The 17,445-nt window shown below is 55.8% G+C and carries 15 protein-coding genes and 2 pseudogenes; 7 read left to right on the top strand and 10 right to left on the bottom strand.

Annotated elements, in window-relative coordinates:
• The first annotated feature begins 9 nt into the window (after positions 1-9).
• The 4 genes from ACPW75_RS07590 (at position 10) to ACPW75_RS07575 (ending at position 5,450) form a co-directional block, all read left to right on the top strand.
• Positions 10-432 carry a MerR family transcriptional regulator gene (locus tag ACPW75_RS07590; RefSeq protein WP_016350898.1) on the top strand — a complete coding sequence of 141 codons (423 nt, stop codon included), beginning with the start codon at positions 10-12 and terminating at the stop codon, positions 430-432.
• Between the two features lie 37 nt (positions 433-469).
• The gene (locus ACPW75_RS07585; protein WP_077097691.1) at positions 470-1,231 is read left to right on the top strand and encodes a substrate-binding periplasmic protein; all 762 of its coding nucleotides are present in this window, start codon (positions 470-472) and stop codon (positions 1,229-1,231) included.
• A 48-nt stretch (positions 1,232-1,279) separates the two neighbouring features.
• Complete coding sequence (locus ACPW75_RS07580) at positions 1,280-4,180, top strand: DUF748 domain-containing protein (RefSeq protein ID WP_190283606.1); 2,901 nt, start codon at positions 1,280-1,282, stop codon at positions 4,178-4,180.
• A gap of 673 nt (positions 4,181-4,853) precedes the next feature.
• Complete coding sequence (locus tag ACPW75_RS07575; RefSeq protein WP_011705937.1) at positions 4,854-5,450, top strand: acetate uptake transporter; 597 nt, start codon at positions 4,854-4,856, stop codon at positions 5,448-5,450.
• An 82-nt stretch (positions 5,451-5,532) separates the two neighbouring features.
• Here the strand turns inward: ACPW75_RS07575 and ACPW75_RS07570 are convergent, their stop codons facing one another.
• Both ACPW75_RS07570 and ACPW75_RS07565 read right to left on the bottom strand, forming a co-directional pair.
• The gene (locus ACPW75_RS07570) at positions 5,533-6,342 is read right to left on the bottom strand and encodes a zinc-dependent peptidase (protein WP_077097695.1); all 810 of its coding nucleotides are present in this window, start codon (positions 6,340-6,342) and stop codon (positions 5,533-5,535) included.
• An 18-nt stretch (positions 6,343-6,360) separates the two neighbouring features.
• Complete coding sequence (locus ACPW75_RS07565; RefSeq protein WP_179101507.1) at positions 6,361-6,798, bottom strand: GNAT family N-acetyltransferase; 438 nt, start codon at positions 6,796-6,798, stop codon at positions 6,361-6,363.
• Between the two features lie 314 nt (positions 6,799-7,112).
• Here ACPW75_RS07565 and ACPW75_RS07560 point away from each other — a divergent pair, with 314 nt between their 5' ends.
• From ACPW75_RS07560 to ACPW75_RS07550, 3 genes and pseudogenes are all read left to right on the top strand, one after another.
• On the top strand, positions 7,113-8,612 hold the full coding sequence (locus tag ACPW75_RS07560; RefSeq protein WP_425904434.1) for an alanine/glycine:cation symporter family protein: 1,500 nt from the start codon (positions 7,113-7,115) through the stop codon (positions 8,610-8,612).
• Positions 8,613-8,697: 85 nt separating this feature from the next.
• A pseudogene (locus ACPW75_RS07555) lies at positions 8,698-9,686 on the top strand (replication endonuclease); the annotation flags it as partial.
• A 117-nt stretch (positions 9,687-9,803) separates the two neighbouring features.
• Positions 9,804-10,721: an IS5 family transposase gene (locus tag ACPW75_RS07550; protein WP_024946304.1), complete on the top strand. Its 918-nt coding sequence runs from the start codon at positions 9,804-9,806 to the stop codon at positions 10,719-10,721.
• Positions 10,722-10,923: 202 nt separating this feature from the next.
• Here the strand turns inward: ACPW75_RS07550 and ACPW75_RS07545 are convergent, their stop codons facing one another.
• From ACPW75_RS07545 to ACPW75_RS07510, 8 genes and pseudogenes are all read right to left on the bottom strand, one after another.
• A complete protein-coding gene (locus ACPW75_RS07545; RefSeq protein ID WP_143239050.1) occupies positions 10,924-11,436 on the bottom strand; it encodes a hypothetical protein in 513 nt (170 codons plus the stop codon).
• Positions 11,437-11,528: 92 nt separating this feature from the next.
• Positions 11,529-12,101, bottom strand: coding sequence for a YkgJ family cysteine cluster protein (locus ACPW75_RS07540; RefSeq protein ID WP_143239049.1), 573 nt, complete (start codon positions 12,099-12,101; stop codon positions 11,529-11,531).
• A gap of 147 nt (positions 12,102-12,248) precedes the next feature.
• Positions 12,249-13,154 carry a hypothetical protein gene (locus tag ACPW75_RS07535; RefSeq protein WP_077098391.1) on the bottom strand — a complete coding sequence of 302 codons (906 nt, stop codon included), beginning with the start codon at positions 13,152-13,154 and terminating at the stop codon, positions 12,249-12,251.
• An 81-nt stretch (positions 13,155-13,235) separates the two neighbouring features.
• Positions 13,236-13,817, bottom strand: coding sequence for an AlbA family DNA-binding domain-containing protein (locus tag ACPW75_RS07530; RefSeq protein ID WP_077098389.1), 582 nt, complete (start codon positions 13,815-13,817; stop codon positions 13,236-13,238).
• Positions 13,818-13,881: 64 nt separating this feature from the next.
• Positions 13,882-14,475, bottom strand: a complete 594-nt coding sequence (locus ACPW75_RS07525) for a hypothetical protein (RefSeq protein WP_081398637.1) — start codon at positions 14,473-14,475, stop codon at positions 13,882-13,884.
• Between the two features lie 377 nt (positions 14,476-14,852).
• The gene (locus ACPW75_RS07520; protein WP_024946304.1) at positions 14,853-15,770 is read right to left on the bottom strand and encodes an IS5 family transposase; all 918 of its coding nucleotides are present in this window, start codon (positions 15,768-15,770) and stop codon (positions 14,853-14,855) included.
• Between the two features lie 152 nt (positions 15,771-15,922).
• Positions 15,923-16,173: pseudogene (locus ACPW75_RS07515) on the bottom strand (ogr/Delta-like zinc finger family protein).
• 412 nt (positions 16,174-16,585) lie between these two features.
• Positions 16,586-17,392 carry a crotonase/enoyl-CoA hydratase family protein gene (locus ACPW75_RS07510; protein ID WP_077096976.1) on the bottom strand — a complete coding sequence of 269 codons (807 nt, stop codon included), beginning with the start codon at positions 17,390-17,392 and terminating at the stop codon, positions 16,586-16,588.
• Positions 17,393-17,445 lie beyond the last annotated feature (53 nt).

The following is a 17,445-nucleotide window of genomic DNA, read 5'->3' as shown; positions in this document are numbered from 1 at the left end:
AGCCCTGCCATGTCCAATACCCTCGCCCACGGGCTCGCCGGCAAGGAGGTGACCTACAGCATCTCCGAGCTGGCCCACGAGTTCGACATCACGCCGCGCACCATCCGCTACTACGAGGACGAGGGGCTCATCACCCCGACCCGGGAGGGACAGACCCGCATCTACAGCCACAAGGACAAGATCCGGCTCAAGCTGACCCTGCGTGGCAAACGCCTCGGCTTCAGCCTGGCGGAGATCCGCGAGCTGTTCGACATGTATGACACCGACCGCTCCAGCAAGACCCAGCTCAACTCCATGATCCAGCTCATCGAGGCCAAGCGTCACTCCCTGCGCCAGCAGCTGGAGGACATCCAGATGGTGATGGCCGAGCTGGAGGCGGCCGAGCAGCGCTGTGTTAATTCCCTTAACAGCTTGAAAACCAGCGCAGATTAACCGAATCTGGGATCATCTCTGCCTCCTGGGAGACCCCATGAAACGCTGGTGCTGGTTGTTGCTGCTGCTCTGCTGTACGGCATGGGGCCACCCGCTGATCCGGGTCGGTGGCTATCCCTATGCCCCCTTCGTCGTAAAAGACGACAGCGGCCGCTATCGCGGGCTGACTCTGGATCTCATTGCCCTGCTCAACGACATCCAGCAGGATGTGCACTTCGTGTTCGTGCCCACCTCTGCCCCCCACCGCTACAAGGCGCTGGCCCTCGGCCGCTTCTCGCTGATGCTGTTCGAGGATATCCGCTGGGACTGGAATGCCGATCAGGTGCGCATCAGCCGTCCACTGCTGCTGGGGGGCGAGCGCTACGTCGCCCTCAAGGCACCGGGGCGGGATCAATCCTTCTTTGACAACCTGGCCCAGCGCCAGCTGATCGGGGTCAGTGGCTATCACTACGGTATCGCCGATTTCGACGCCACCGCCAGCACCCTGAAGCTGCGCTTCAATATCACCCTGGTCAAGGACAACATCAGCGCCCTGCAGGGACTGTTCAAGGGGCGCGGCGAGGTGGCCATCCTCAACCTCTCCTACCTCAACCAGTTCGACAAGGATTACCCCGAGCAGGCAAGCCAGCTGCTGCGCTCCAACCGGTGGGATCAACAGTATGAGCTACGAGCCTTGCTCAGCCCGGACGCCGGGATCTCGGTACAGCAGCTGGAACAGTGGCTGGCCCGGCTGAAAGAGAGCGGGCAATTGGCAAGCCTTTGGACAAAGTACGGCGTACAGCATCAAGTGGCACCATGATCATGCCCTGAAAGTTTGTTACCCTATGCGCATCAATTGGAGACCCTCATGCCCAAGCCTCTGCGTGCCCGTCTGCTGCGCTACGCCCTCTACCTCTGCGCCGCCCTGCTGCTCTCCCTGCTTATTCTGTTATGGCAAGCCCCCACGCTGACCCAGCGCCACCTGCCAACCTGGCTGGCCAAACACTACGGCCTGCACTTGAGCCTGGGGGAGATCGACGTCGGCCTGCGCCACCCCTCCCTCGCCATCGGCCCCACCACCCTGTTCGATGACCAGCAGCAGCCCCTCGTCACCTTCGAGCGCCTGCAACTCACCCCCTTGCTAGGGGAAAGCTGGCGCCAGCGCGCCCTGATCCTCGACGAGGCACGCCTCGTCAAGCCAACCGTCAACCTGGTGCGGCTGGCGGATCAAGACAAAACCGTTCGCTTCAATCTGACCGAGGCGCTGGCCAGCCTGCTCGTGCAAGATGATGTACCGACCACCAGCAACGAGGCCCCCCTGCTGGTGCAGATCAACCAACTGGCGGCAGAGCAGGGTCACATCGCCTATCAGGACAGCCGCAAGCAGAGCAGCCCCGGCTGGGTGCCCACCCTGACCCTGAGCGGGCTCGACCTGCAACTGCCGACCTTCTCTACCGCCCCTGGTCGCGCCAACCCCTTCGTGCTCGCCGCCACCCTCAACCAGCAGAGCCCGCTCAAAGCCAGCGGTGAGCTCGACATCATGAGCGGCGCCGGCAAGGGTAAGATCAGCCTCGGCAAGCTGGCGCTCGCCCCCTTCGCCCCGCTCTGGGCGCCTTATCTCGACGTCAAGCTGCCCAAGGGCGAGGCCAACGCCGAGCTTGCCTACCAGATAGCCGAGGGCAAGCAGGGGCTGAGCTGGCAGCTTTCCAAGGGCAAGCTGACCCTCAATGACTGGCATCTCCAGCGCCGCCAGGGCGACGAATTTGCCCGCTTCAAGCAGCTGGCGCTGACCGGCATCGCACTCGACGGCAACAAGCAGACGCTGCAGATAGACCGGCTGGCGCTCAAGGCCCCGGCCATCAGCGCGGTGCTCGATGCCAACCAGCAGCTGGATCTGGCGACCCTGCTGCTCCCCCAACCGCCGGTCAACACCAGCAAAGCTGCCAAACCGGCGGCGCCGGGCAAACCCTGGCGCTGGAGCCTCAAACAAACCCGCATCGAACAGGGCCAGCTCAAGCTGACCGAATCGAGCAGCGGCAAACTGCTGCTGCGCGAGCTCTCCGCCCTGACGCTGGCGCTGGGCCCGCTGGGCAGTCAGAGCGGACAGAGCGCCCCGCTCACCTTGAGCGGGGCGTTCAACAACCAGGCGAAACTGGATTTTGACGGCGACCTCGCCCTCACCCCCTTCAGCCTCAACGGCGAGATCAAGCAACAGGGTCTGCCGCTCAGCTGGGCCCAACCCTATCTGCAGGATCTGCTGCGCATCAGCGTGCGCGACGGCCAGCTTGCCAGCCGCACCAAGCTGGCGCTGGCCACCGATGCCAAGGGGGCATTGAGCAAGCTGGAGCTGAGCGGCGGACTCGATATCGAACGGCTCAACGTGCTGGATCGGGCCGACAACCAGCGCCTGCTGCAAATTGAGCAGCTGCAGCTGAGCGGCCTGCATTACGACGGCATCAGCCAGCAGGTGAAGATCGACGACATCCTGCTGCGCAAGCCCTTCGCCCGCATCGAGATCAACGAAGACAGGGTCACCAACGTGCAGCAACTGCTGCTGCCGCAACCCGCCACGGCCAAGTCCGCCAGCAGCGAGCCAGCCCCTCGCGTCAGCATTGCCCAGGTTCGCACCGAGCAGGGCAACCTGCGCTTTGCCGATCGCAGTCTGAGTCCGGAATTCGTGGTGGACATCGCCTCCCTCAGCGGCCAGAGCCGCCACATCAGCAACATCCCCGGCCAGCGCTCCGAGCTGGCCTTCAACGGCAAGGTGGACCGCTACGCCCCGGTGACCATCCGCGGCGGCACCAACCTGCTGATCGAGCAGCCGGTGCTGGACGTGGCCGTCACCTTCAACAACCTGGAGCTCACCACCTTCACCCCCTACTCCAGTACCTACGCCGGCTATGCCATCGACAAGGGCCAGCTCTCCATGAAGCTCAACTACCAGTTGCAGGGCAACCGGCTGGAGGGGGACAACGACATCACCATCAAGAAGCTGCAGCTGGGGGAAAAGGTCAAAAGCGAACAGGCCAAGGATCTGCCGCTGGGGCTGGCGGTCGCCCTGCTGAGCGATGCCAACGGCGTCATCCAGATGAACCTGAAGGTGAAGGGCAATCTGGATCAGCCGGACTTCAGTCTCGGCAACATTTTCTGGGACGTACTCGGCAACACCCTGCGCAAGGCGGTCACCTCCCCCTTCTCGCTGCTTGCCTCCCTGGCGGGCGGCAGCGAGGATCTCGATGAGCTGCCCTTCCTGCCCGGTGAGCCGGATCTCACCCCCACCCAGCAGGAGAAACTGGCCAAACTGGCGCAGGCCCTCAAGGACAGGCCCAAGCTCAGCATGAACATTCGCGGCAAGGTCAACTTCAACGAGGAGCGCCCCATCCTGCAGCGCCAGAAGCTCGAGCGGGTGCTGGCCAAGATCACCGGCGGCCCGGTGGACCTCGAGCTGCTGGAGCAGGACCCCGCCATGCAATCGGCGCTGGCACAAGCTTATGAGGCCCGGTTCAACGAAGATCTCGGGGATCTGGCCGCTCGGCTGAAGCTCGATGAAGAGAGCCCGGCCCTGCGCGCCCAGGCGGTTCTCCTGCTGCGGGATCAGCAGCTCATCACCGCCAAGTCTCTGCGCAATCTGGCCATGCGCCGTGCCCAGAACACCAAGGAGTTTCTGGTGGACCGCCAGGGGATCGCGCCGGAGCGGCTGTTCGTGCTGGACAGCCAGGTCAAGGAGGCCGACAAGGAGGCCAAGGTGGTGCTGACCCTGGACGATTGAGTCGCTGACATCTGCAGGATGAGGGGGATGCCATCTCCTCATCCTGCACGTGGCACGCTCGCCTTCTTCTCGCGCCTGCCGCTACATGCATAGTCTCGCCGCAACGTTGCTTTTCCCCCTTCTTCGACCGGCCACTGGCTCTTCGGCCATTCAGCCACCGCACGGCCACGCCTGCGTGATGACACAGCCACTTATCGGCCCAGGATTTTCTCACCCAGCCCCCTAGCCTTCGGTTGTTTCGCTCCTCAATCCCCTTAGCGAACAAGTCCGGCGCAAAGACCTCTGCCTAACCTTGCCAGCGCTGCGAGCAGACAACTTGGCCGTTTGCCTTAATCAAGTAATGGACGCCCCTTGTCTGATGGCATATGAGAGTATTTTTTAGCCTCAAATGTACTCTGGCTTGGCGATGGAAATACTGTCGACGACGCGGCTCAACCCATCGGCTTGAATTGTATGAAACTTTCAGAATCGTGCAGCTCAATACAATTTATCAACCTTGTCCGTACCATTCATTCACCTGCCATCTACCTGGATCGCACGAATGGTCAGTCAGGTAAAAAATCCCGTTATTTTTTTACCGTTTCAGCCATTCCCCCCCTTGCCCAGCGCCCAGACCCTGCCTAAAATCGCGCGTCTTTTATCAACCCCCACCTCTATTTTTGGAGAACGCCACGTGAGCGAAAAATTGGCCAACCCTGCCCCTCTGGGTCTGATGGGTTTCGGTATGACCACCATTCTGCTGAACATCCATAACGCAGGTTTCTTCCCCATCAGCGCCATGATCCTGGCCATGGGCCTGTGCTATGGCGGTCTGGCCCAGATCATCGCCGGTATCATGGAGTACAAGCGCGGCAACACCTTCGGTGTGACTGCCTTCATCTCCTACGGCACCTTCTGGTGGAGCCTGGTGTTCCTGTTGGTGATGCCGACCATGGGTCTGGCCGAAGCCACCCCGCACGCCTACATGGGCTGGTACCTGCTGATGTGGGGCATGTTCACCCTGTTCATGCTGATCGGGACCGTCAACTACCCGCGCGTGAAGCAATTCGTGTTCGCCTCCCTGACCGTGCTGTTCTTCCTGCTGGCCGCCCGTGACTTTACCGGCAGCACCCTGATCGGCACCATCGCCGGTTTCGAAGGCATCATCTGCGGCGCCAGCGCCATCTATCTGGCCATGGCCACCGTGATCAACGAGCAGTTCGGCCGCACCGTGATGCCCATCGGCGATCACAAGAAAGCCGCCGCCGTTCAGCTCAAAGCCGCAGCCTAAGCACCCGGCCGACACAGCTGTCACGAAAAAGGCACCCTGCGGGGTGCCTTTTTGTTGGGCGCGATTTGCCAGGATCGCCCGGCTAGCCGTGATACTCGGGCTCCTCCGCCAGCAGCCGGGTGGCAGGAAAACGCGCTGCCGGCTGCTGGCCGAAGAAGCGGGTGAACTGCTGATACACCGCCGGATAGGTGTCGCGCAGGCGCAGCGGATCGGTGAAAAAGCACTCGCTGCACACCGCAAAAAATTCGGCCGGGTGCGAGGCAGCGTAAGGGTCGATGGCGGTAGGCTCGTGGCGATCCAGCTGCGCCTGCATGGCATCGAATGCCGCCTGCAGCGCATCGGTCCACTGGCGCGGATCCATGCCCGCCGGCAGTGGCGGCGCCCCGTCGGCCTCCCCTCCCAGCATGTCGAGCTTGTGGGTCAGCTCGTGGATCACCAGATTGAAGCCGTCCCAATCCCCGTCCTGCTGCAGCTCGCTCCAGGCCAGCACCAGCGGCCCCTGCGGCCAGGATTCGCCGGCGTTCTCCTCTTCAACTTCGCTCACCAGCCCGAACTCGTCCTGCACCTGCTGCCGGCGCACCACCGGCTCGGGGATCAGGATGATCTCGTGAAAGCCCCGATACCAGTCGAGCCCCAGGTGCAAAATGGGCAGCGCCGCCTGCAGGGCCAGCACCGCCTGCTGACGGGGAGTGAGCGACACCCCGAGCTGGGTCAGGGTCTTGCGAGCCAGCAGCTGCTGCGCCAACCCGATCAGGGTCTGCTCCTCCTCCCGGGAAAAACCCTGCAAAATGGGCACTGCAGCCAGGGCCTGCTGCCACTCCAGCGCACCAGGCCCATTGTCATCTTGCCGGGACGCACCACCAAACACACTTCGTAAGCGGGACCAGAACACGCAGACTCCTCTTGCTGATCAGACTGTTTTCACAAACCGTTTCGGACGCTCGACATACCCCTGCGCCAGATAGAAGCGATGGGCCCCTTCCCGCTTGAGGCTGCTGGAGAGCTCCAGCTGGCTGCAACCCTGCGCTCGCGCCCGCACCTCTGCCGCCACCAGCAGGGCGGCGCCGACGCCGCGTCCCCTTGCACCCTCATCGACAACCAGCGCCGAGATCAGGCCCCACGCTGGTGCAACGTGCAGCGGGCTGAGCCAGTGCCACACCAGCACGCCCGCAATCTCTTCCCCCAGGCAGGCCACCAGCACCTCGCGGGCCGGATCCGGCGCCAACCACCGCTCGCCCAGCACCTGCGGGCTGACCGGATAACCCAGCTGGCCGAACAGGTCGGCCATGGCAGCCATATCCTCGGCACACGCCGGGCGGATCATCGCTTTTTCTTGCTCCATCTTCATCCTTGGCCTTGATTTTGCTCTCCCTCTCCCGCCGCAGAGCGCCGACGAAAGAGGAGATGATACCGGGCCAGCACCGCATTCTGTCCAGTTGCACCGGCCATTTGTTAATGTCAATTCACAAATTAACAAGATAACAACATATTTCGCTGGGAAGCCCCAGCACAAATCGATATGTTAAAACCCGCGGACTGGCCAGTGGAAACATCCACCGACCCGTCCCATACCATAACGAGTGACCCGAGGGTCACCACCAATTTGAGGGAGCAGGGCACAGACCCCGCCAACAAGACAGCACAACAAAGGAGTTGTTGTACATGAATGAGATCGTCAATGCCATCAATGGTGTGATTTGGAGCCCGGCGCTCATCTATCTGTGTCTGGGGGTAGGCCTCTACTTCTCCCTGCGCAGCCGCTTCCTGCAACTGCGTCACATCAAGGAGATGATCCAGCTGATGTTTGATGGCAAAAGCACGGATGCTGGCGTCTCCTCCTTCCAGGCGCTGGCCATGACCCTGGCTGGCCGGGTGGGTACCGGCAACATCGCCGGGGTCGCCACCGCCATCACCTTCGGCGGCCCGGGTGCCATGTTCTGGATGTGGATGGTGGCCTTCCTCGGCTCCAGCTCCGCCTTCGTGGAGTCCACCCTGGGTCAGGTCTACAAGGAGAAGATCAACGGCGAATACCGCGGCGGTCCGGCCTTCTACATCGAGAAGGGGCTTGGCATGAAGTGGTACGCCTGGACGTTCGCCATCGCCACCATCTTTGCCTGCGGCGTATTGCTGCCGGGGGTGCAGGCCAACTCCATCGGCGCCAGCCTGCAAACCGCGTTTGATATCGATCCGAATGTCACCGCCGCCGGCCTGGCGCTGCTGCTCGGCTTCATCATCTTCGGCGGCGTCAAGCGCATCGCCAACTTCGCCAGTACCGTGGTGCCCTTCATGGCGCTGGGTTACATCATCGTCGCCTGCGTCATCATCGCCCTCAACATCCACGCCCTGCCCGGCGTGATCCTGCTGATCTGGAAGAGTGCCTTCGGCTTTGATGCCGGCTTTGGCGCCATTCTGGGTCTGGCCATCATGTGGGGGGTCAAGCGCGGGGTCTACTCCAACGAAGCGGGTCAGGGTACCGGGCCGCACGCCTCCTCCGCCGCCGCAGTAAGCCACCCGGCCAAACAGGGCCTGGTGCAGGCGTTCTCGGTCTACATCGACACCCTGTTCGTCTGCTCCGCCACCGGCTTTATGCTGCTCATCACCGGCCTCTACAACGTGCAGGGTCCGGACGGCGCCGCCCTCTACACCGGCATCGCCGGCGTGGCCGCAGGCCCGGGCTACGTGCAGACCGCCATGGAGAGCATGATGCCTGGCTTTGGCAGCATGTTCGTGGCCATCGCGCTGTTCTTCTTCGCCTTCACCACCATCGTTGCCTACTACTACATCGCCGAGACCAACATCGCCTACATCAACCGCAAGGTAAACCGTCCCTGGTTGACCTTCGTGCTGAAACTGACCCTGATGGCCTCCACCGTCTATGGCACCGTCAAGACCGCCGAGCTCGCCTGGGGCATGGGTGACATCGGCGTCGGGCTGATGGCCTGGCTCAACATCATCGCCATCCTGCTGCTGCAAAAGACCGCCTTTGCCTGCCTGCGCGACTATGAAGCACAGCAAGCCAAGGGGCTGGATCCGGTGTTCCACCCGGAGAAGCTCGGCATCAAGAACGCCGACTACTGGGCCGGTCACCGCTCCGAAGACAACCTGGAGCAGGAGAAATCCGGTCACCCCTTCGAACCGGACCAGGATCGCAAGATCTCCTGATCGCGCATAACTCCCCAACAAAAATGGCAGCCTCGGCTGCCATTTTTATTTCTTTAAATTCAACACCTTGTGTTAGCTCAATTAGTTCAGTGCCAAAAGCATCGACGGCGCCTACCTGGACGATGACGAAGAGGTCGGTACTGCCGCCGATGAGGACGCCCTGCATGCCGTGGCCTGGGCCATTTGGTGGGGCATTCGCACCTTCCAGCAGAGCGGCGGCGCCCCGGTCGGGGTATGGCGCGCGCTGCGCCACATCAGCAACGCCAAGCAGCATGCCGATCTGGTGGGCCCACCCAAGCCAGTGCTGCAAGACCCGCGTTTTGAGGCTGCCCGCTTTGCCGCAGATAACGACATCTTTCGCTGCTACCAGCACGCCATGGGCGGTACACTGGCCACCCGTGCCGAACACCCCATCAAACTGGCCCACCTCACTGAGGAGCAGACCAAAGCTCAAGGCGAAGACATCAAGCGCCTGATGGGCATTACCTGCGCTCGCCTTGGCATCAAGACCCGCCTGCAAGGGTGGGAAATTGTGCCCGCCGGCACCCATGAAGCCAGGAAAGCCGCCGAGGCTGCTGCGAGGGGGTTGGGGTTAAGACGGGCGACAGCCCGGCACCTTGGCGCTCTGACAATAACTGTACGCTACCGGATCCTGATGCCTTCGCAGACCTGATCATGAGCGAACAGTGGGAGTTATCGCCCTTTTCCATCGACCGATTGCGGGCGGGTTCCAGCGTCACGGCTGACGGTTTCACCCTCTGGCTTGAGAACGGGCAGGTGCAGTCGTGCAAATCGCTCACAAGACAGCCGGATTGGCAGCTGGAGGGACTACAGCCTCCCGAACAGGCCGAAGCGGATGAATACGCGATCCCGGATTATGACCAGAATTGGCCGATGCTGGTTGAGCTGTGCAGCGAGGTCTACCAAGCACAAGGCCATGTCGGAGCACACCAATGGATTGAGATGCTGCCGGAGTCCTATCGGTTGGAGATGTGGGCAGAACTGGAGAAACTGGACACCCCGAAGTGGCTGCAAGAACAGAACGACTACAGCGCGGATTGGGCATTAAAATGAGGAGCAAGCAGAATATCAGCCGCGAAGAGTACCGCAGCCTGGCCTTGTTGCTCAAATCGGGGAACTATCTGTCATCTCGGTGATCTGATCCTGTAGCGCAGTCTCCGAGAGCATCAGATGGGCAAGTCCAAGCACAAGATCAGCAACTGGCAGCAGTACAACCAAGCCTTGGTGCAACGCGGTTCGTTGACCATCTGGATGGACGAACAAGCCATTAAGCAGTGGCATTGCCTGGTCCACCATGGCCGCCGAGGGAGAGGTTTCCACTACAGTGACACCGCCATTGAGACGGCCCTGATGCTAAAAGGCTTGTTCAAGTTGCCGCTGCGGGCGCTAGAAGGCTTCATTAACTCGTTGTTCCAACTGATGGCGGTGCCTTTGCAGTCGCCGGACTATAGCTGTATCAGCAAGCGCGCCAAGACCGTCGACATCAAGTACCGCCTCCCCAGCCAAGGCCCGGTGGCTCACTTGGTCATTGATGCCACCGGCCTCAAGGTCTATGGCGAAGGCGAATGGAAAATTCGCAAACACGGCAAGGAGAAGCGACGAGTGTGGCGCAAGCTCCACTTGGCGGTGGATGCCACAACCCATGCGGTCATCGCTGCCGAAGTCAGCCTGGAGACGGTGGCGGATAACGAGGTGTTACCGACGTTGCTCAACCCCTTACGACGCAAGATAAAACAGGTCAGCGCCGATGGTGCGTATGACACCAAGGCCTGTCATGCGCTACTGAAGAAGAAGGGGGCGAAAGCCACCATACCGCCGAGAAAAAATGCGGCACCGTGGGAGGAAGACCATCCCCGCAACGAGGCGGTGACGGCGCTCAAGGCCGGTGAACTGAAGCAATGGAAGAAAGACTCCGGCTATCACCAGCGCTCGATAGCCGAGACCGCCATGTACCGGTTCAAGCAACTCATCGGGCCAACGCTGAGCCTGCGGAACTACAACGCCCAGGTGGGCGAAATCCTGGCTGGCGTGAAGGTGATGAACAAGCTGATAGGGCTTGGTATGCCTGTTCGCCAGCCAGTGAATTGAGTGGTATCAACGGGTTGGGGAACGGCCATCCAGCGACGGATTTGATCAACAACGCCCCGCAGCCTGGGTAATCGGGTGGCCTGTATTCTCCAACAACGAGCTCAACCAGTGGCTGGCTTTGATACAGGGCAAACAGCTGTCTGCGTCCTGCGCCATCCTCTCATAGGATCTCAAACATTGGAAAGCCATGTTAAACGCTTTTTCATACATCACGCTCTCGCCCTTCAACCGCTTCTTTTTTAGATTTTTGCCATTCACTTTTTAACAATTCTTGAGCATTTTTTTCAAGAGCGGCTATTTCAGCCTTTAGCTTGATTAAATTCAATCGTTCTTTCTCACAGGTAGAATAAATTGAATTTATTGATTTTAACACAGCATGATCAAGTGCATGCTCCGAACTATAAAACCAAGCTTTAGGGTTAAGACGCATAATAACTAGAGATTTCAAACTACTAAGTTCTGAAAGTTTTCCTGTGTTTTCGATAAACTTATATGAACACTCGATGTATATACCAACAGTCTCACGTAACTCACTGCGCCAAACAGCTCTTTCATTAGTAACCGATGAGGTAAAAATAGTTTTATCTGTATCTTTGGTAGTTTCTGAAAATTTTCTCACTGCTGATTTGTAACCACAAGCCGCACCAACTGCGCCTACAGCCAATTGGGCTATAATCTTAAGACCTTCCAAATACCAATTTATTTCCGAACTCAATTTTATACCTCTACCTTGTGGCTATGCATAATGTTAAAATTACCCCCACCCCCGTAAAATAGAGCCCTCCAACAGCTGTTGATATGTAACAATTAAAAAACTTCGCGTATATCAAAAAAGTTATTCTTTCCAGATTTAAAAACCAAATACTCAAAGCTTTTTTGAGTTTCAGTGAAATTTAAAAGAGGCATTATTTCTTGGTTGCAACGCTCAAGCTCACACCAATAAGGTGTTTTTGTTAAAACAACATGCCTTCTGCAAACAAACGGCCTCACATTGTATATGGAACAGCTATTATTTTTTAGAAAAGGACAAGGTTTACTCTGCGTTTTGTCATATTCAGAGAATGACTTTCTTTTTATTTTTAATGATCTTTCTATATATTCAACCTCTAGCTCAGACACTGTCACTGGAATATAACAGCAATGAGAGCAACCTTTTTCACAAGGAGTATACTTATCTACATAAGCGTAAATCTCATTCATTTCAGAGAATAATGACGACAACTTATTTAAATAATTTCCTTTGCTTTTTAACATTCTTAAATATAATCCTTCTTCTTTTTTAGATAGAGAAGCAGGAAATAATTTAATTATTTTTTCACGATTCACATTCGCGAATTCAACAGCGCTTCTTGGATTTTTTTCATCGAACTCATGATCCATAAAAAGTCCTAAGTTGCTATAGATGAAGAAAACGTGGCATAAAGTTCCACTCACCTGCACATACAGCAGAGGGGGTTGTTTTGTAAAGTTTGTACCCAGCTACAGAAAAAGCCTGTGCAGCACAGTCAGTCTTAACAGAGCAGTTTGTTACATATTTTCATTGACAAATCTAATGTACTCATCCCTTTGTTCTTTATCTGATATAGCCTCAGAAATCTTAAGAAGATTATCTTTTTGCAAAAAAATCCGTCCAACTTCAATTAAGCTCTTTGTTTTCTCAATTTTCCGCTCTATATCGAAACACCATGCAGACCAACGTTTTAAATCGTTGAAACTACCGTTGTCAACGTCTAGCTCAGACAAACTTTTGAAGCCTTCCTCAAGATCTAAAATCAATATACTTCTTAAGCAATTTTCTTCGAAAAGAAATGACAGACCAGATAATTCTCCAATCTTTTCCTCAATGTAATACGGACGTGGTAATTTTTTCCCTTGAATTACCTCGAGGTCGTCAATCTCCTCTCTACTAGCCTCTCTCTCGGTAGTTATAACTGGATTTCTGCTGCGAACCATTTTAGAGATGATTGATGTAGCAGCCTCTGGGCAACCAGACGATCCTTTTGCTAGAAGTCTGGACTTCTTATACAAAACATCTGCACCTTGAGACCCACTCCTAATACTTGTGATCTTTTCTTTGTACAAATCGAGCACTATAAGCGTGCTTCCAACATTCTCACGGTATGTATGAAGTGAAATATCCCTCTCAAATGCTTTAGACAGCTGATCGAACTCAACATCAAAATGGTTCTTTCCACAATTATGTCCAATATTCGTAATAGGCCCTGATTTTGTGCTAACAATATATCCTTTTCCATGAGGGGTGTGGCAGCTGGACAAACCGCATTTAATATAATCTTTAAATATGTACCTACCAATAATTTGATTTAGTTCGTGCTCTTTGGGATCTAAATTCGTTGTGAAGCCAGGAAGGGTTTCAATATCTTCCCAGCTTTCAACCTTAACAAATCCTCGTTCACTATTAAGTGTAATCATTTGTAGATCTCGATTAACATGTAACGTTTGGTTAAGGGACAGGGTTTAGCCGGTTCTGCAGCAAACGACTTGTATTATTTATTATTCAATTAGTATATCGAGTGAGGCTAAGAATAATTTGGCAATTCCAGTAGCCAGAGCCCCTAGTAGAGCATAGAAGAATTTACGTTTCCAAGAATTTGCACTTTCAAATGACTCACGGAGCTTTCCAATTTCTTCTGTTTGTTTTGAAACTGTTTGACTAAGGGAATCAACCGCATTGTTAATACTAATCTCTTTAGCAAAAAGCTGTTTTAATTGCTCAGGGCCTAAAGCACGGTCTGACTCGCCGAGTCTTGTAAAATAGCCCTCGCTTGAGCCTACGGGGGAAACTGCTTTTTCGACGTGGATGACACCTATCTTTTTATTATTAAGTTCAATAATTTCGCTTGAGGTCTTTGCAAGCCCAGTCACACGCTGAACCGCTTGTTGATAAGTGTTCTCGAACCTCTCAGGATCTATGCCTACGACTATATTAGGCTCTCTAATGCCAATTAATATTGTACCACCGTCAGTGTTTGAAAATGCTGAAATTATCCTTGCTAGCATTTGAGGCGCGGTAATTCGCTCTTTGAATTCGACTGTTTGACTTTCACCATTTTTTATTAAATCTTCAATTATCAACTAAGCTTCCTCAAGTAACTAACACATGCTGTGACGTATTTCATTGTCCTAGCATATAAATCTTTTAGGTTTTTGACATAAATAAAATGTCGATTACCGCTCCATATTTATCATCAATACTTCGTATATATTCTTCTCCGCCATGTGGTTCTGGTGGATAAATACCAGTTTGTTCCTGCCAACGAGAAATAAGAGCAGAGAATATTTCATTTACTTTATGCGCTTGACGTAATAAATTAACTGTAAACTGTTTTGCAACACATCTACCTCTTTCTGTATTTAAATCCCACTCTGGTATTTGATCATTGTTGTGTATGAAGTCATTTCTATTTTTGAGGTAGTCCGAAAGCAGATTTTCAAGAGGCAGAGCTAGAGTTGCTCTTTCTTTCACTTTTCCAATGAAATAACCAAGAGCTTTTTTTCGCTCCTTTGCTTGGATAGAGTTTAGTTTTGCTAAGGTTAATGGATCATCATCTTGCAAGACATAGGTAGTAACAAAGCTAATACTTCTTTCCACAACCTGAATATAGGTAAGTGTGAATCCTATAAGAGAATATATGTCTTCGCTATTTGGTGATGTCATATTGAAACCTATCGTAGCCATAGGGAGCCCCAAACCTGCTCCTTTTTGCTGGCGGTTTAATGCTTTGTTAGGCACTGAATGGCACTATCCCAACTATAAAGCCTATTCCATTTGATCGACTCTTTCAGGTTAACTAGTGTCAGAACTCATTACCCTGCATCTCAGTTTCTGGTAGACAAGATGGCTACCGCTGGGGGTTTCAGCTCCCTGCGCGCTGCTTTATCACCAGATTGAAGAGGGGCATCTCAACAACAATTAGCTCCTCGGATAGTCTGATGAGTAGGGTATCAAACGCAAACCATTACAGTAAGCAAAAAGTTATCTATCAGACTGATTTCTTTCTCATTTTTTGATGAAGGTCAGCCTTGTAGGAAGAATTAAGGGAGGCTGCGGAGAGGCGTTGTTGATCAAATCCGTCGCTGGATGGCCGTTCCCCAACCCGTTGATACCACTCAATTCACTGGCTGGCGAACAGGCATACCAAGCCCTATCAGCTTGTTCATCACCTTCACGCCAGCCAGGATTTCGCCCACCTGGGCGTTGTAGTTCCGCAGGCTCAGCGTTGGCCCGATGAGTTGCTTGAACCGGTACATGGCGGTCTCGGCTATCGAGCGCTGGTGATAGCCGGAGTCTTTCTTCCATTGCTTCAGTTCACCGGCCTTGAGCGCCGTCACCGCCTCGTTGCGGGGATGGTCTTCCTCCCACGGTGCCGCATTTTTTCTCGGCGGTATGGTGGCTTTCGCCCCCTTCTTCTTCAGTAGCGCATGACAGGCCTTGGTGTCATACGCACCATCGGCGCTGACCTGTTTTATCTTGCGTCGTAAGGGGTTGAGCAACGTCGGTAACACCTCGTTATCCGCCACCGTCTCCAGGCTGACTTCGGCAGCGATGACCGCATGGGTTGTGGCATCCACCGCCAAGTGGAGCTTGCGCCACACTCGTCGCTTCTCCTTGCCGTGTTTGCGAATTTTCCATTCGCCTTCGCCATAGACCTTGAGGCCGGTGGCATCAATGACCAAGTGAGCCACCGGGCCTTGGCTGGGGAGGCGGTACTTGATGTCGACGGTCTTGGCGCGCTTGCTGATACAGCTATAGTCCGGCGACTGCAAAGGCACCGCCATCAGTTGGAACAACGAGTTAATGAAGCCTTCTAGCGCCCGCAGCGGCAACTTGAACAAGCCTTTTAGCATCAGGGCCGTCTCAATGGCGGTGTCACTGTAGTGGAAACCTCTCCCTCGGCGGCCATGGTGGACCAGGCAATGCCACTGCTTAATGGCTTGTTCGTCCATCCAGATGGTCAACGAACCGCGTTGCACCAAGGCTTGGTTGTACTGCTGCCAGTTGCTGATCTTGTGCTTGGACTTGCCCATCTGATGCTCTCGGAGACTGCGCTACAGGATCAGATCACCGAGATGACAGATAGTTCCCCGATTTGAGCAACAAGGCCCTGCGGAGACCATAGCAAAGGAGGGTATTCCTGATGAAGACCCATCGTGCAAGAGTGAGAAAACAACTAGGAGCGCTATTGCGCCCCCAGTCCTTTGAGTACCAGTTGCCGCCCCTCTGGTGTCAGCGAGCTCATCAAGCCCAGTACCAACTGGTTCGTGGTCTTGGCCGAAGGGCTTAGGTGTGGGCGAACGACAAGGTGGCCACCCAGCTGTGGCCACACTCGGTATCGGTGCACTGGCAGTAGAGATCCGAGACATCATCGCTCAGTCGGTTGGTCTTGGTAATGCGGCCCCGCTGGCCAGACACTTTGCAATAAACCCGCATTACACCCCCTTTTCTATCTAAATCAAAAGCCTATCTTGCCACGGCAAACTCTGATACCTACCATCCGACCTATTACACCGCCATCATCTGGCCGAAGCACGCTCGCTGGTCCGGCCATGGCACGGTACAGGCGCTCAAGACCAAAGAGGTCGATGACAAGCTCAAGCCGTTCGCCATCCTTTGCCCGAATCGGGATCTCATCTACTGGAACCAGAGCGGCCATATCAGTTCTGCTCCATCGAGCCGATCGAGCAATTCGCCTACCTGGCGCACACCTACCTGCTGGGCCTCGGCATCACCGATGAGCCCAACCCGCAGATGAGGAAATGAAACCAGAACGGTTCGATCAGATGCTGGGGCCCTCAATGGCCTTGGCACCAGATCGATACCATTTCTTGTTTATCCCGGCCTGTCAGAGCGCGTTGCGGCGCGGCCCGAACGGCAGGCGCCAGCGAAACAGGCTGTTGAGGGTGGCGCGCCACTGGTTGGGGCGTCCCAGGATCTGCTTTTGCAACCGGGTCTCTTCCTTCAGCATCGCCTCGTCGCTGCGGGCCCAGGCCTGGTTGTAGAGCTGCTTGATCCCCGCCAGTGCGTCCGGCGACTTGGTGATGAGGGTCTTCGCGAACTCCCGCGCCTCGGCCAGTGGATCGTCGCAGACCCGGCTCACCAGCCCGAGAGACTTGGCCTCAGGCGCCGGCAGCTCGCGTCCGCTCATGGCCAGCTCCATGGCGGTGTCCACCCCCATCAGGTTGCGCATGGTGACGCTGCCGCTCATGTCGGGGATGATGCCCCACTTGATCTCCATCACCGAGAAACGGCAGTCGGGGGTGCTGAAGCGAAAGTCGGCGCCGAGCGCAATCTGCAGCCCGCCGCCAAAGCAGACCCCCTGGGTCACGGCGATCACCGGCACCGGCAACTCGTGCCAGCCATAGGCCACCCGCTGGACCAGGTTGGTGGCTTCATCCGCCTCGCGTTTTAAGATCTCGAGCGCCGCCACCGGCTGCTTGAGCATGGATTTCACATCCAGCCCGGCACAAAAGGCCCGCCCCTCCCCGTGCAGGATCACCGCCCGCAACCCCTTGTGCTGGCGCAGCTGATCGAGAACACCGTCGATGGCGCTGAACATGGCCCTGTCCAGCGCATTGAGCTTGTCGCCCCGTGCCAGCATCACCTCGGCGATGCCGTCCCGGATCTCGCATTTGACCCTTGGTTTTTCCATTTTCCCCTGTCCTCTCCTGAGTTCACACTGGTCATACCACCACGTTATCAGAG

The sequence above is a fragment of the Aeromonas sp. FL131 genome, assembly GCF_049860615.1.
GTDB lineage: Bacteria > Pseudomonadota > Gammaproteobacteria > Enterobacterales > Aeromonadaceae > Aeromonas > Aeromonas hydrophila.
The sequence above is the reverse complement of the archived record's forward strand: the minus strand, read 5'-3'. Positions and strand labels throughout refer to the sequence as shown.

Coding starts and splice junctions, on each gene's coding strand:
- ACPW75_RS07590 (WP_016350898.1), top strand. CDS start 10: ATGTCCAATACCCTCGCCCACGGGCTCGCCGGCAAGGAGGTGACCTAC.
- ACPW75_RS07585 (WP_077097691.1), top strand. CDS start 470: ATGAAACGCTGGTGCTGGTTGTTGCTGCTGCTCTGCTGTACGGCATGG.
- ACPW75_RS07580 (WP_190283606.1), top strand. CDS start 1,280: ATGCCCAAGCCTCTGCGTGCCCGTCTGCTGCGCTACGCCCTCTACCTC.
- ACPW75_RS07565 (WP_179101507.1), bottom strand. CDS start 6,798: ATGAAGATGGAGCAAGAAAAAGCGATGATCCGCCCGGCGTGTGCCGAG.
- ACPW75_RS07560 (WP_425904434.1), top strand. CDS start 7,113: ATGAATGAGATCGTCAATGCCATCAATGGTGTGATTTGGAGCCCGGCG.
- ACPW75_RS07550 (WP_024946304.1), top strand. CDS start 9,804: ATGGGCAAGTCCAAGCACAAGATCAGCAACTGGCAGCAGTACAACCAA.
- ACPW75_RS07540 (WP_143239049.1), bottom strand. CDS start 12,101: ATGGATCATGAGTTCGATGAAAAAAATCCAAGAAGCGCTGTTGAATTC.
- ACPW75_RS07535 (WP_077098391.1), bottom strand. CDS start 13,154: ATGATTACACTTAATAGTGAACGAGGATTTGTTAAGGTTGAAAGCTGG.
- ACPW75_RS07520 (WP_024946304.1), bottom strand. CDS start 15,770: ATGGGCAAGTCCAAGCACAAGATCAGCAACTGGCAGCAGTACAACCAA.
- ACPW75_RS07510 (WP_077096976.1), bottom strand. CDS start 17,392: ATGGAAAAACCAAGGGTCAAATGCGAGATCCGGGACGGCATCGCCGAG.